14 protein-coding genes and 1 tRNA gene are annotated in these 13,456 nt (G+C 60.7%); 8 read left to right on the forward strand and 7 right to left on the reverse strand.

Annotation, left to right across the window (positions count from 1 at the left end; all coding sequences use genetic code 11):
• Nucleotides 1-37: 37 nt before the first annotated feature.
• The 3 genes from E9677_RS05800 to E9677_RS05810 all read left to right on the forward strand — a co-directional run bounded on the left by E9677_RS05800 (nt 38) and on the right by E9677_RS05810 (nt 2,668).
• Complete coding sequence (locus tag E9677_RS05800) at nt 38-1,054, forward strand: class I SAM-dependent methyltransferase (protein ID WP_136557094.1); 1,017 nt, start codon at nt 38-40, stop codon at nt 1,052-1,054.
• Between the two features lie 116 nt (nt 1,055-1,170).
• A complete protein-coding gene (locus E9677_RS05805; RefSeq protein WP_136557095.1) occupies nt 1,171-2,193 on the forward strand; it encodes an AraC family transcriptional regulator in 1,023 nt (340 codons plus the stop codon).
• Nucleotides 2,194-2,404: 211 nt separating this feature from the next.
• Nucleotides 2,405-2,668, forward strand: coding sequence for a helix-turn-helix domain-containing protein (locus E9677_RS05810; RefSeq protein WP_136557096.1), 264 nt, complete (start codon nt 2,405-2,407; stop codon nt 2,666-2,668).
• Nucleotides 2,669-2,755: 87 nt separating this feature from the next.
• On the opposite strand, the gene fabB is transcribed toward E9677_RS05810, so the two are convergent.
• Entirely contained in the window at nt 2,756-3,979 is a 1,224-nt protein-coding gene (fabB, locus tag E9677_RS05815) for a beta-ketoacyl-ACP synthase I (RefSeq protein ID WP_136557097.1), read from the reverse strand.
• A gap of 44 nt (nt 3,980-4,023) precedes the next feature.
• Nucleotides 4,024-4,539 (reverse strand): 3-hydroxyacyl-[acyl-carrier-protein] dehydratase FabA, encoded by a 516-nt coding sequence (fabA, locus tag E9677_RS05820; RefSeq protein WP_136557098.1) that lies wholly within the window; start codon nt 4,537-4,539, stop codon nt 4,024-4,026.
• A 305-nt stretch (nt 4,540-4,844) separates the two neighbouring features.
• On the opposite strand from fabA, the gene irrA reads away from it, so the two are divergent.
• Nucleotides 4,845-5,261: an iron response transcriptional regulator IrrA gene (irrA, locus tag E9677_RS05825; protein WP_112247025.1), complete on the forward strand. Its 417-nt coding sequence runs from the start codon at nt 4,845-4,847 to the stop codon at nt 5,259-5,261.
• Nucleotides 5,262-5,285: 24 nt separating this feature from the next.
• On the opposite strand, the gene E9677_RS05830 is transcribed toward irrA, so the two are convergent.
• Nucleotides 5,286-5,921 (reverse strand): trimeric intracellular cation channel family protein, encoded by a 636-nt coding sequence (locus E9677_RS05830; protein WP_136557099.1) that lies wholly within the window; start codon nt 5,919-5,921, stop codon nt 5,286-5,288.
• A gap of 203 nt (nt 5,922-6,124) precedes the next feature.
• On the opposite strand from E9677_RS05830, the gene E9677_RS05835 reads away from it, so the two are divergent.
• Nucleotides 6,125-6,523, forward strand: a complete 399-nt coding sequence (locus E9677_RS05835; RefSeq protein WP_408014689.1) for a hypothetical protein — start codon at nt 6,125-6,127, stop codon at nt 6,521-6,523.
• A gap of 6 nt (nt 6,524-6,529) precedes the next feature.
• Here E9677_RS05835 and E9677_RS05840 read toward each other — a convergent pair whose 3' ends face one another.
• Nucleotides 6,530-7,321: a YdcF family protein gene (locus tag E9677_RS05840; RefSeq protein WP_136557101.1), complete on the reverse strand. Its 792-nt coding sequence runs from the start codon at nt 7,319-7,321 to the stop codon at nt 6,530-6,532.
• A gap of 143 nt (nt 7,322-7,464) precedes the next feature.
• Here E9677_RS05840 and E9677_RS05845 point away from each other — a divergent pair, with 143 nt between their 5' ends.
• The gene (locus E9677_RS05845) at nt 7,465-7,662 is read left to right on the forward strand and encodes a hypothetical protein (RefSeq protein WP_136557102.1); all 198 of its coding nucleotides are present in this window, start codon (nt 7,465-7,467) and stop codon (nt 7,660-7,662) included.
• 667 nt (nt 7,663-8,329) lie between these two features.
• Here the strand turns inward: E9677_RS05845 and E9677_RS05850 are convergent.
• Nucleotides 8,330-8,405, reverse strand: a tRNA-Ala gene (locus E9677_RS05850).
• Nucleotides 8,406-8,560: 155 nt separating this feature from the next.
• A complete protein-coding gene (locus tag E9677_RS05855; protein WP_136557103.1) occupies nt 8,561-8,944 on the reverse strand; it encodes a TIGR02300 family protein in 384 nt (127 codons plus the stop codon).
• A gap of 220 nt (nt 8,945-9,164) precedes the next feature.
• Between E9677_RS05855 and cmk the strand changes: the two genes are divergently transcribed.
• Entirely contained in the window at nt 9,165-9,791 is a 627-nt protein-coding gene (gene cmk, locus E9677_RS05860) for a (d)CMP kinase (RefSeq protein ID WP_205910103.1), read from the forward strand.
• A gap of 152 nt (nt 9,792-9,943) precedes the next feature.
• Entirely contained in the window at nt 9,944-11,647 is a 1,704-nt protein-coding gene (gene rpsA / locus E9677_RS05865; protein ID WP_136557105.1) for a 30S ribosomal protein S1, read from the forward strand.
• A 73-nt stretch (nt 11,648-11,720) separates the two neighbouring features.
• Here rpsA and E9677_RS05870 read toward each other — a convergent pair whose 3' ends face one another.
• Entirely contained in the window at nt 11,721-13,412 is a 1,692-nt protein-coding gene (locus E9677_RS05870; protein ID WP_136557106.1) for a hypothetical protein, read from the reverse strand.
• Nucleotides 13,413-13,456: the final 44 nt, after the last annotated feature.

Below are 13,456 nucleotides of genomic sequence, written 5' to 3' on the forward strand. Positions count from 1 at the left end.
CGCGCCTTTTTTGTTCGCCGAGAGAGAAGACCGAGCCATGAGCCGCGAAAGCCTGAAGACCCTGTTCCATCCCTTCGTCACCGAGGCTGTCGCCCTGCCGGCCGCAGAAAGCCGGTGGCTTTTCCTTGGCGCCGAAGCAGGATTCGCAAAGCCTGAAGGCTTCACGGCCGAACTCACCGCGGTGCAGGATTTCCGTCCGGAGTTCCGGCGCCTCGAAGCCAGCCATCTCAAGCCTTTGCCTGCTGTCGAGGGCGACGGTTTTGACGGCGCGCTCATCCTCTGCGGCAAACACAAGGGCGTCAACGAGGATCGCGTCGCCGAGGCGCTGAAGCGCGTCAAGGCCGGTTGTACCGTAGTGGTCGCAGGCGCCAAGGAAGACGGGATCCTGCCACTTCGCAAGCAGCTCGATCGACTGGGCCTCTCGCCCGAATCCATGCCTAAATATCACGGCGTGGTCGTCTGGTTCACAGTTCCTGAGGATCCGTCGGCACTCGTTTCGACGTTGGCTGCCAAGACGGTCACGGTCGAGGGCCGTTTCGAGACACGCTCCGGTCTCTTCTCGCACGCCCATGCTGACGAAGGGTCCGAGCTACTCGCGAGCCGACTGCCGGCGGACTTCAACGGTAATGCCGCCGATTTCGGAGCCGGCTGGGGCTATCTTTCGGTCATGCTGGTCAGTGCGGCACCCCGTACCAACCGTATCGACCTGTTCGAGGCGAGCCACGAGGCGCTGGAGCATGCGAAGCGCAATCTGGCGAAGAACTGCCCTGATCTGACGACCCGTTTCTTCTGGCAGGATCTGGCCAACGAGCCGGCGAAAGAGAAATACGACCTCGTCATCATGAACCCACCCTTCCATGAGGGACATGCCGCCGAGCCGTCGGTCGGTGCGGCCATGATCAAGGCCGCGGCAGAGGCCCTTCGCGGCGGCGGCGACCTGCTGATGGTGGCTAACCGCGGCCTGCCTTACGAGCCGGTCCTCGGGGCGCATTTCAAGCAGCATGGCGAAGTCTGCCGGAACGCACGCTTCAAGGTACTTTGGGCCAAACGCTGATCGCGCGTGATCGTGAACGGGTGCGTTGCGACATAGACTACGCGGCACTCGACTCTGCGCATCTCCTCGCTTAGCATCTGACGCCATCAGCTTAACTTCTGGCGCCAGCGGTCTTCATGCCTTCTCGGAACCTCACCGACGAATTGACCACCGTCGCCGGCCTTGCGTCGGCGGTGGTCGATCATGCCCAGACCTATGGCATAGACATAAACCCTATCTGCAAGGCTCTGGAGATCGATCCAGAAGCATTTCAGAGCCTCACGGCAAGGATAAGCCTCGACCGCCTGTGCCGGCTCCTAGAGGCTTGTGCGCTGCTGGCCGATGACGAGGCTTTCGGGCTGACGAGCATCCGGGGCTATGAACCGGGCTCCACCGGGCCCTTCGGCTACGGTCTCATGGCGGCGCCAACCGGACTGGACTTCGTTCGCTTCCTCCATGACCATATCCAGTATGTCACCCATACCAGCTATTCTCGGCTCTCTGTTGACGAGCGCGGCGCGCATCTCGCCTGGACCTTCGCGCCTGTCATCGTGAAGCGTGACCAGTATGTCGACATGTCGGTCGGTCTCGTCATGCAGCGGGCGAAGGACCTCACAAATAGCGACGGCATCGAGATCGAACTGGAACGGCCACAACCTCGCAATGCGCAGCCCTTTCGTCACTTACTGTCACGCCGTGTACGTTTTGCGGCCGGCATGAACTGTGTGCACTTTCCTCGCAGCTTTCTGGAGGCAAACAACCCCACGGGCGACCGGCGCCTCTTCGAGCTCATGGACCTCCAGTGCCGCAGCCTGAGACCAGCATTGCCGGAGCAAGGGGCGGATTTCCTCGAACAGGTGCGCCGTTATCTCCTGCTTCACGTCTCCGACGATGAATATCCTCTTTCCGAGATCGCGCCTTATTTCGGGCTCTCGGAGAGGACCTTTCAAAGACGGCTCGCCGCCCAGGGAACCAGCCTCAACGATTTGCGGGACCAGATCAGGAAAGACGTCAGCTTCAACCTGCTCACGGAAAGTGAGCTGCCGATTTCGGAAATCTGCTACCGTCTCGGCTATTCGGCACCCAGCGCCTTCACCCGATCCGTGACGCGCTGGTTCGGCTCGTCGCCGACAGAGGTGCGCGAGCGCAAATCCGCTTGAGCGCGCCACCAGCTTGACAAAGGCCCGCCGAACGGCCCTAATATCTCGTACCGCGCTGCTCTGCACACTTAGTGCCGCTTATTTAGCGTGTGCGGATAAGTTGTTGGCGTGCAATGTCAACGACACAATTCCAATCAAAATGGTATCAGCGCCGCCTGACGACGTGATGTGATCATCAGGTCGCATATTCTCCATGGCGGCAATAAAAATCATGAAAACCGATACCAACCGGGCCATCGGGCGAGACCCCGCTTTTCCGGCACTGTCCGACCGCGAAATTCGCTGCCTGCAGCTCGTGGCCGAAGGCATGCGCTCTGATGAGGCGGCCAATGTGCTCGCGCTATCGAATAATGAAGTGAATCAGGCGCTCATCGGCGCCCAGGAGAAGCTCGAAGCCAGCAATCTCATGCATGCAGTGAGCCTCGCCATGCTGATCGGCATGATTGATCACGCCGATCCTTATCAACCGAAGTAAGCCGTGCTCCCACGGCTGGCGGACCACTTCGGATGAACGCCTGGCGCGGCAACGCGCCAGGCTTTTTTTATGTGCGAACTCTCAGGATCAGCCGTTGTGGCGCTGGAAGACCAGCGTCGCATTGGTGCCGCCGAAGCCGAAGGAGTTCGACAGGACCGTGTCGATCTTGGCATTGTCGATGCGCTTGCGCACGACCGGCACGCCTTCGAATTCCGGATCGAGCTCGGTAATGTGGGCGCTCTCGCCGATGAACTTTTCCTGCATCATCAACAGGCCGTAGATCGATTCCTGAACGCCTGCCGCTCCCAGCGAGTGACCTGTCAGCGACTTGGTCGACTGGATGTGCGGGATCTTGTCGCCAAAGACTTCGCGGATCGCGCCGATTTCCTTGCTATCACCCACCGGCGTCGACGTGCCATGGGTGTTGATGTAATCGACATCTCCGGTGACCGTGGCAAGCGCCTGGCGCATGCAGCGGATCGCGCCCTCGCCCGACGGGGCGACCATGTCGTAACCGTCCGAGGTTGCGCCATAACCGACGATCTCGGCATAGATCTTGGCGCCGCGAGCCTTGGCATGCTCGAGTTCTTCTACGACCAGGACGCCGGCGCCGCCGGCGATGACGAAACCGTCACGCGAGACGTCATAGGCCCGGGATGCGGTCGCGGGCGTGTCGTTATACTTCGACGACATGGCTCCCATGGCGTCGAACAGGCTCGACATGGACCAGTCGAGATCCTCGTGGCCGCCAGCAAAGACCATGTCCTGCTTGCCCCACTGGATCATTTCATAGGCATTGCCGATGCAATGGGCCGAGGTCGAGCAGGCAGACGAGATCGAATAGTTGACGCCGTGCAGCTTGAACCAGGTGGCAAGCGTGGCGGATGCCGTCGAGGACATCGCCTTCGGCACGGCGAACGGGCCGATGCGCTTGGGGCTCTTGTTCTGACGGACGATATCGGCCGCTTCGACGATTTGCCGGGTCGACGGACCGCCCGAGCCCATGATAATGCCGACGCGCTCGTTCTGCTGATAATCGGCCTCTTCGAGACCGGCATCGGCAATCGCCTGCTTCATGGCCACGTGGTTCCAGGCGCCGCCCTGGGACAGGAAGCGCATGGCGCGACGATCGACCAGTTCGGTCGGATCCAGCGTCGGTTTGCCCCAGACCTGGCAACGGAAGCCATTTTCAGCGAAATCGGGAGAAAAGGTGATGCCCGATTTGGCATCGCGCAAGGATGCGGTGACTTCGGCGGCATCGGCACCGATGGAGGACACGATGCCCAGACCCGATATTACAACCCGTCTCATCTCTCAGACCTTCTTCATGAACTCAAGGTACGGACAGGGCCGGTTCAGGCCGCCTTGTCCTTCGACAGACCGACGCGCAGGTCGGTTGCCTGATAGATAGTCTCGCCATCGGCCTTCAACCAGCCGTCAGCCGTACCGAGTACGAGGCGACCGCGCATGACGCGCTTGAAGTCGATGCCGTATTCGAGAAGCTTGGTCTCGGGACGTACCATTCCCTTGAACTTCACTTCGCCTGTCGACAGTGCCATGCCGCGGCCGGGCTCACCCAGCCAGCCGAGGAAGAAACCCGTCAGCTGCCACATGCCGTCGAGGCCGAGGCAGCCCGGCATGATCGGATTGCCCTGGAAGTGGCAGGGGAAATACCAGTCGTCGGGACGCACGTCGTATGCCGCGCGAATATAGCCCTTGTCGTATTCGCCACCGGTTTCCGAGATGTCGGTGATCCGGTGCACCATCAGCATGGGCGGAAGGGGGAGCTGCGCATTGCCGGGGCCGAACAGTTCGCCGCGGCCGCAGGCGAGGATCTCATCGTAGTTGTAGCTGGATTGTCTCGTAACCATTGTTCTTCTTCTTCCCCCCTCTGCTTCACATGTCCGGGACCCAATAGAGCAAGACGGCGGCAAATTGAAGCCCTGCAGACCTTGCACCGCTTGCCCGGGACCTTGGGCGCCCCATTCTCATATCATGGTCGCATACAGGAAGGAAAAGACCATCACCAGTGCGGATGGGTCAAAAAACCGCCGAACTTCGGGATGTGTGGGCTCGAAGCTCGGCAGAACTATTGAAACACCCTGATTTTGCAGCTATATCCACATTTGCGTACACTGAAATGGTACCGCAACGGGACTGGAGTGCGTCTTTGACGATGGCAAATTGCCAAACGGGCATCGAACTGAAACTGCGCCGCTCGGGCCTTCGCCCGACGAAGCAGCGCATTGCGCTGGCCGGACTGCTGTTCGCCAAGGGTGACCGCCACCTGACCGTGGAAGAATTGCATGACGAGGCGCTGGCCGCCGATTTTCCGGTCTCGCTGGCTACCGTCTACAATACCCTGCATCAATTCACCGAAGCCGGCCTGATCCGGGTTCTCGCTGTCGAGAGCTCGAAGACCTATTTCGACACCAATGTCTCGGACCATCATCACTTTTTCGTCGAAGGTGAAAACAGGGTACTGGACATCCCGGTCAACAATATCAGCATCGACAATCTGCCGCCGGCACCGGAGGGCATGGAAATCGCCCATGTCGACGTTGTTATCCGGCTGCGGCCCAAGCAGGGCTGATATTCCTCACCCTCGCCCTGCCCTTCACATCACCTCATCGGGATGCCGGCCCGGCTTGTGCTTGTAGGTCGGGAAGGTCCAACCGAAGTACAGCGCTCCTCCCCGGATGATGAAGGCCGCCAAAGCGCCGATGACGGACGCCGCATAGAGCGGCATGCCCAATTCGTTGGCCCCGGTGAACACGGCTGCGCCAACCAGGGCCGCCGTGATGTAGATCTCCGGTCTGAGCAGCACCGATGGCTCGTTGGCCAGAAGATCGCGCAGGACACCGCCGAGGCTTGCCGTCAGTGTACCCGTCACGATCGCGATCGTCGGGGACCCGGTCGCGGCCAGACCTTTCGCCGCGCCCATCACGCAATAGGCCGAGAGCCCGATCGCATCGAGCCAGATCAGCAGGCGGTAACGCGATTCGACCATATGGGCGGTGAAGAAGACCACGACGCCGATCGCGCAGCAGATCAGGATGTAATCTGGGTTGAGCACCCAGAAGACCGGCACACGCCCAAGCACGATGTCGCGGACCGTGCCGCCGCCGAGACCTGTCACCACCGCGAAGAACAGGAAGCCGATCATGTCGAGCTGCTTGCGTGACGCAGTGAGCGCGCCTGTGGCGGCAAACAGAGCGATCCCGGCATAATCGAGGTAAGACAGGAACGACATGGCTGGTTTCCTTGCTGAAGCCTTCAGTCGGGGCCAGATTTGGATCACGCCGTTAAGGGTGAGGCAAGTCGCAGCCGCTAGACTTCCCCATCGTTCAGCACAGATTGCGCTTCGGAGTCCAGACCGTGACCTTCCTCTCCCGCTTCCTTCTCCTCGTCGTCGCGACCGGCCTTTGCGCCGGGCCCGCCGTCGCCCAGCAGGAATTGCTGACCGATCCTGAAATCTACGAGAAGAACCACTACGCCAAGCGTTGTGACGAGGTGCAATATGGCGGCCGCTTCATCGACCGTATCGACATCAACAATGACGGCATCAAGGACGCCGTCACCAACAGCAGTGAAATTGTCTGTGACGGTGTGCGCGGCCCTGATTGCTCGGCCGAGGGCTGCCCATTCAACTTCTATCTTCAGGTGAAGGAAGGTGGCTACTTCATGATCGCCACGGCGCAGATGTACACTTATGATTTCATCAAGCGCTTCGGCAACATGGTTTTCGTGCTGAAGATGCATCCCCGCTATTGTGAACGGGAAGAGGGCCAGGAGCCCTGTGCCATGACCGTGAGGGTCCGCGGAACCAAATTCCTGACGATCTCGAAGAAGTGACTGATTTCACGGCGCCGGGAAGACGTCGTCTATCCGCCCGAGCGTCCGATAGGCGAGCAAACCCACCCATTCCCTCACCGCCGTCGACATCTGCTGCGCATTCAGGCTCGGCTGGGTGAAGTCGAGCGCAAGAGAGACGTTGCCGGCCGTGCGGTAATCGACCGGCCAGGGCGCCACGTCCACACCCGCCTTGCGAAACAGGCCGACGGAACGTGGCATGTGGAAGGCAGACGTGATCAGCAGGCATTGGCCCAGACCGCTGGAGGCCAGAAGCTCACGACTGTTCTGCGCGTTTTCATCGGTGTTTCTCGAGGTGGTCTCGGCAATCAACCTGTCGCGAGCGATCCCAAATGCCTCGAAGAACCGGATCGAGGCGGCGGCATCGCCCTCATAGGCACCGCTGAGCGACCCATCGCCGCCCGACACCAGGATCTTTGCATCGGGATAAAGGATGGCCAGCCTCAGCGCCTCGACGAAGCGGTCGGCTGCCTGATTGAGATCCATGCCGCCCCGGGCGGTTGTCACCTCCGTCTCGAAGGCACCGCCCAGAACGATCATGCAGGAAAGCGCCTGAGGGTCGGCGGCCGGGCGCGGAAAGCGGGCTTCGAGGCTCTGCAGCAGGAGCGAGCCCAGCGAGGTATAGAGGGTCAGGAAGAGCACGACCAGGGACAGAGACAGAGCGGCTACCGCCGTGCGCAGCCAGCGCATCCAGATCAGAACGAGCGCGAGACAGCCGAAAAAGAACACCAGAGACAATGGCTGGACAAGGTTCCAGAAAATCTTGGAAACGACGAACACTGCGGCATTCTCCCTGCCCAGGACCCTGGGGCTTTCATCGGACCGGCCGCATCGCGTGGAGAGGCCAGCTTCGCTCAAGGAGGCGTTACTAAACCCTCGACCCACTGTCATCATTTGAATTTTGAATTTTTCGGGAGCTCACCATGCGCTTTGCCGTCGACACCGTGGACGAATCTGGCAACGATCGCCTCTATATCGGCACTCCCGTCGAAGTCCGCGAGGACAAGCTGCACCTCAAGCTGCGCGACGGCGAGGTGAAGCTCGACATCGCCAAGATCATCGACTGGTTTCAGATCGATCTCTCGAAGAGCGGCGAACGGGTGGAATTGTTTCGGCGGTGAGGGGCTAAAAGAACTTGGAAGCACACAAACGAGCCTGCTGGAGGTGATCGGGACATAGTGGTGGAAAGGGGCAAGGCTCCCCCGCCGCTCCTACGTGAACGCCTCTGAGAGGTGTGACCCCTGTCTAGTTTTGGGGTCGGCTAATCCGCACCATGTAGGTGGTGAATGCCGCGCAGGCACCCAGCATAGATATGGCTTCATGCTCTCCGCCTTGCATACCCTCGTCCCCAAGCATGGGATGGCGAATCCCGTTAGCGTCGCTGGTGTAACCGTATATCTTGCTGAAGCCGTCCCTCAGAGCTTGGTGCATCGGGTGTGCCCTGATGAGGTCCTGAAGGGCGTCCTTGAACGTGAGCTTACCCGTAAGCGTGCGGGCTACGGATTCAACGGCGTGGATACTCTCCCGCATGCTGTCTCCATACTTGCCAGCGGTTAGCAGCGAGCCCGCCTGCAAAAGGTGATGCCGGGCTGCACTAAGTCCCGTCTCATCTAGAACGCTGACCGCTTCACGGATGGTCTGGCCCTCTTGCTCAGAAGTGATTGCAAAAAGGGACCCCTCAATGAGCCGATTCACAAGCGCCCACCCGTGGGACTTCCTTGGGACTTGCCAAACGGGTGCACATACGCAAGACGCTGGGAAGCCACGAATTTTAGGGATTGAAAAATTTGGTGGAGCTAAGCGGGATCGAACCGCTGACCTCTTGCATGCCATGCAAGCGCTCTCCCAGCTGAGCTATAGCCCCATCAGGGTACCGGGTAATCTCCGGCTCCGGGAACCCCTTGGAAAGCACCGCTTCCGTCGGGGTGGCGGCTTGATACTTCCGGTAGTCGGAGATGGCAAGCCGAAAAATGAAAGCCCGGGCATTTTTTTAAGCCCGGGCTCGAAATCCTTGAAATATCAGACTTCGTCGTCGTCGCCGTTGACCCCGATCAGGCCGGTCACGTCATCGTCGTCATCGTCTTCGTCGGCTTCGAGGAAGGTGTCGTCGTCATCGCCGTCGATCTCGACGTCATCGTCGCCGATATCCGGGATGTCGTCGCCCGATGCCTCGTCCGCGTCCTCGAGGGACACGAGCTCGACATCCGTGTTTTCGGTATCGACTTCGGCGACTTCCTCTTCCTCAGCCTTCTCCATGATGGCTGCGACCGAGGTTTCCTCGAAATAGGAAAGCGGCCAGGACTTGTTCGTGTACGGCGACACGATCGGGTCCTTGTTCAGGTCGTAGAATTTCTTGCCGGTGTCGGGGCAAGTGCGTTTCGTTCCAAGTTCTGCCTTCGCCACTGTCAAAGCCTCATGAAGTCGTGAAGATTAAGGGCATGCGCCAAGCGCCCGGCGCGAGGCCGGCCAAACTGTAGTCGGTCCCCTTAATCGCTGATGACCGTCCTGTCAAAGGCTATCTGCGCAGGTATTTTGGCAACCGTGGGTTCGCATGCTTCGCTTGGCAAGGGGACACAAGATTTGTATCAGCGATGGCATGAGAGACAGAGACAATGAGGATCGAATGATCATCGCCATCGATGGACCGGCCGCCGCCGGCAAGGGGACGCTGTCGCGGCGGATCGCGGAGGCCTACGGCTTCCATCACCTCGATACAGGTCTCACCTATCGTGCGACCGCCAAGGCGCTTCTCGACGCCGGACTGCCGCTCGACGACGAGGCGGTCGCCGAGCGCATGGCGCTTGCCGTTGAGCTGGCTGGTCTCGACCGCGATATTCTTTCAGCACACGAGATCGGTGAAGCGGCGTCGAAGATCGCGGTGATGCCTGCCGTCCGCCGGGCGCTGGTCGAGGCGCAACGTGCCTTTTCGAAGCGCATGCCGGGTACGGTTCTGGATGGGCGCGACATCGGCACCGTCGTCTGCCCGGAGGCGCCCGTGAAGCTCTACGTCACGGCCTCGCCGGAGGTGCGGGCGAGGCGTCGATTTGACGAGATCATCGCGAAGGGCGGCGCCGCAGATTTCGACGCAATTTTCGCCGATGTGAAGACGCGAGACGAACGCGACATGGGCCGGGCCGACAGCCCTTTGAAACCAGCTGATGACGCGCACTTGCTAGATACTTCCGAAATGAGTATAGAGGCCGCATTCTTGGCAGCTAAGACAATCATCGACGCTGCCCTGACGAAATGAAGTGACCAGGACCCGGCCATGCCGGAGCCTTATGGCCGACACCCAGTCCCCGCGCCGGATTGCTCTTCAGATGAGAGCGGATCGGATGCCGGCCAAGATCAACACCAACCCCCGGCGCTCACGCATCCAGTGGGATGCGACTAGGAGATTTCATGTCTGTTTCTACCCCGTCGCGCGAGGACTTTGCTGCCCTCCTCGAGGAATCCTTTGCCAAGACCGATCTGGCCGAAGGCTATGTTGCCAAGGGCATCATCACCGGCATCGAGAAGGACGTCGCGATCGTTGACGTCGGCCTCAAGGTCGAAGGCCGCATCGCGCTGAAGGAATTCGGTGCACGCGCCAAAGACGGCACGCTCAAGGTCGGCGACGAAGTCGAAGTTTACGTTGAGCGCATCGAAAACGCTCTCGGCGAAGCTGTTCTGTCGCGCGAGAAGGCTCGTCGCGAAGAAAGCTGGATCAAGCTCGAAGCCAAGTTCGAAGCTGGCGAGCGCGTTGAAGGCGTTATCTTCAACCAGGTCAAGGGCGGCTTCACGGTTGACCTCGACGGCGCTGTTGCCTTCCTTCCGCGTTCGCAGGTCGACATCCGTCCGATCCGTGACGTGACCCCGCTGATGCACAACCCGCAGCCCTTCGAAATCCTTAAGATGGACAAGCGTCGCGGCAACATCGTCGTTTCGCGTCGTACGGTTCTGGAAGAGTCCCGCGCCGAGCAGCGTTCTGAAATCGTTCAGAACCTCGAAGAAGGCCAGGTTGTTGACGGCGTCGTCAAGAACATCACCGATTACGGTGCGTTCGTTGACCTCGGCGGCATCGACGGCCTGCTGCACGTCACCGACATGGCATGGCGCCGCGTCAACCATCCTTCGGAAATCCTGTCCATCGGCCAGTCGGTCAAGGTTCAGATCATCCGTATCAACCAGGAAACCCACCGCATCTCGCTCGGCATGAAGCAGCTCGAGTCGGATCCGTGGGATGGCATCGCTGCCAAGTACCCGGTTGGCAAGAAGATCTCCGGTACCGTCACGAACATCACGGACTACGGTGCATTCGTCGAGCTGGAGCCTGGCATCGAAGGCCTGATCCACATCTCGGAAATGTCCTGGACGAAGAAGAACGTTCATCCCGGCAAGATCCTTTCGACCACGCAGGACGTCGACGTCGTCGTTCTCGAAGTCGATCCGTCCAAGCGCCGTATTTCGCTCGGTCTCAAGCAGACCCTCGAGAACCCGTGGCAGGCCTTTGCATTCAGCAACCCGGCCGGCACTGAAGTCGAAGGCGAAGTCAAGAACAAGACCGAATTCGGCCTGTTCATCGGCCTCGACGGCGACGTTGACGGCATGGTTCACCTCTCTGACCTCGACTGGAACCGTCCGGGCGAACAGGTCATCGAGGAGTTCAACAAGGGCGACATGGTCAAGGCCGTCGTTCTCGACGTTGACGTCGAGAAGGAACGCATCTCGCTCGGCATCAAGCAGCTCGGCAAGGATGCTGTCGGCGATGCCGCCGCTTCCGGCGATCTGCGCAAGAACGCTGTCGTTTCGTGCGAAGTCATCGGCACCAATGATGGCGGCATCGAAGTGAAGCTGGTCAACCACGAGGACATCACGTCCTTCATCCGCCGCAACGACCTGGCCCGCGATCGTGACGATCAGCGTCCGGAGCGTTTCACGGTCGGTCAGGTTGTCGACGCCCGCGTCACCAACTTCTCCAAGAAGGACCGCAAGGTCATGCTGTCGATCAAGGCTCTCGAGATCGCAGAAGAGAAGGAAGCCGTCGCACAGTTCGGTTCGTCCGACTCTGGCGCTTCGCTCGGCGATATCCTGGGTGCAGCCCTGAAGAACCGCAGCAACGACTAATCCTCGCTGTTGATTGAACAAAAGAGCCCGCCGGGAGCGATCCTGGCGGGCTTTTCTGTGTCAAAACGTGATGTCAGTTGAGACCGGCCATCCGGAGATAGAGCTCGTGAGCGGGTTCCGGCGGAAGCTGCACGACGGTGTCCGATGGTGCTGGCAAGGCCAGGTTCCGCGTGGCGCCCCCCTGAGGGAGAGCGGGCGTGGCCACGTTGTCGGCGGGCTGATCATCGGCTTCGGCCAGCGCCGTCGCATCGGCTTCATCTGAAGCCTCTTCGAATTCCGGGCGCTCTTCGTCCTGTGGATGCCCATCATCCTCGGCCTCGCGATCGTCCTCTTCCTGGACCTCCTCCTCCCATTCGACGTCGTCTTCGATCATGTAGGAGACGAAAGGCAGCGGGACGCCTTCGCGGGCTAGGATCGGCCGGATGCCGGCCTGCTCGGCCAGCGGAATTGGGAGCGCCGCCTCGGTGTCAGCAATGTCAGAGCTCTGACCTCCCTCCGGCAGACCAGACGCCAGTTCAGTCTCTTCGGTGGGGCCTTGCGGGCTCGCAGCGACAGGTGGCTTAAGTTCCGCTGGGGTTGTCCGATTGGATGCGGCACCCTCCGGCGCGGCCCTGGATTGGTCGCCTGGCAAGCTCTTCAGCTGTAAAAGCGCCCTGACGAAATCCGTCTCCAACAGCTCGGCGAGCCAGCCGCCGCCTGTGGGCAACGCTGGCTTCGCTCCGGTTAAGGCGGTAGCGGGAAACACCGGAGCAACCTGAGATGCCCTGCCGGATGGGGCGGTCGCGTCGCGATTCTGTTGTCCCTCAGGCTCGGCGGGTCGATTGCCGGAAAGCGCCGTCGGTCCCGACATCTGCAGCTGTGCCACGCGATCGACAGATGGACTTCCGGCGGTCGAGAGGACCCGTCCGGATGGTAACGGAGAGGCTGTTTCGGCCGTGCTTCTTTCCGCGCCAGACACGGGAAACGGCTTGATCGCTGCAGTGTCGCGCGGAGGCTCGTTACCCTGGGTCGAAGGTCCCAGTGGCGCGGCGGCTTGCGCTTGCCGCAGGGGAGCCGAAGCCGGACGCTGCTCATGGATCGAGGTGGGTGACGTGGGCCTGCTCTCCCCCGGCTTCGGGTTGCTCAAGGGAAGTGCGGACAGGGCGAGCGGTGATTGCGAAACCGTCCTCGTGGCCGCAGGAGCCGGCTGAGCGGCCGGTCTCATGCTGTCGTTGGCCGCGACAGCGCGGTCGGGGTTCAGGGAATTGGAACGCCCCTCGCCCGCAAGCTCCCGATAAGACGAGATGACCGAGCGCATGGCTTCATCCCCGTCCTTCTGTCGGTATAGTTCGAGATAAAGCGCCAGGGTCGTCCTGCCGGGCCCGGTTGGGTTCGCCATGGCCTCGAGCAGCGTTCTCAGCTGCAGTCCCGCGAAGACCTGCGAAAGAAGCTTTTGCAACTTTGCCCGGTCGCCCGCTGGAAGAGCTGCGATTCCCTCGATCAGCCTGCCCATATAGTCGTTGAGGCTTTCATCGATGCGTCGTTCGAGCTTCAGCGCCGATCCCAAGACATCGGCGAGGGCCGCGAGGTTTTGCGACATTCGCTCGGGCCCGGAAAGCAGCATGATGTTGAGCTGTCCCGCAATCGCGGAGTTCTGGTCTATTCTGGCCGGGGCCACGGACTGAGAGATCGCCGTCGGCCGTGTCGCCGCGACCTGATCCGGACGCTGTCTGGCCTCCGTCGCCGTCGTGGCCTGATTCGCTGACGCAAGGACTGGAGGAAGCATGGGCAAACTCTCCGGTTCTGGTGCCTCTGGGCCAAGGTCTCGAG

Source organism: Peteryoungia rhizophila (genome assembly GCF_004912145.1).
Lineage (GTDB): Bacteria > Pseudomonadota > Alphaproteobacteria > Rhizobiales > Rhizobiaceae > Allorhizobium > Allorhizobium rhizophilum.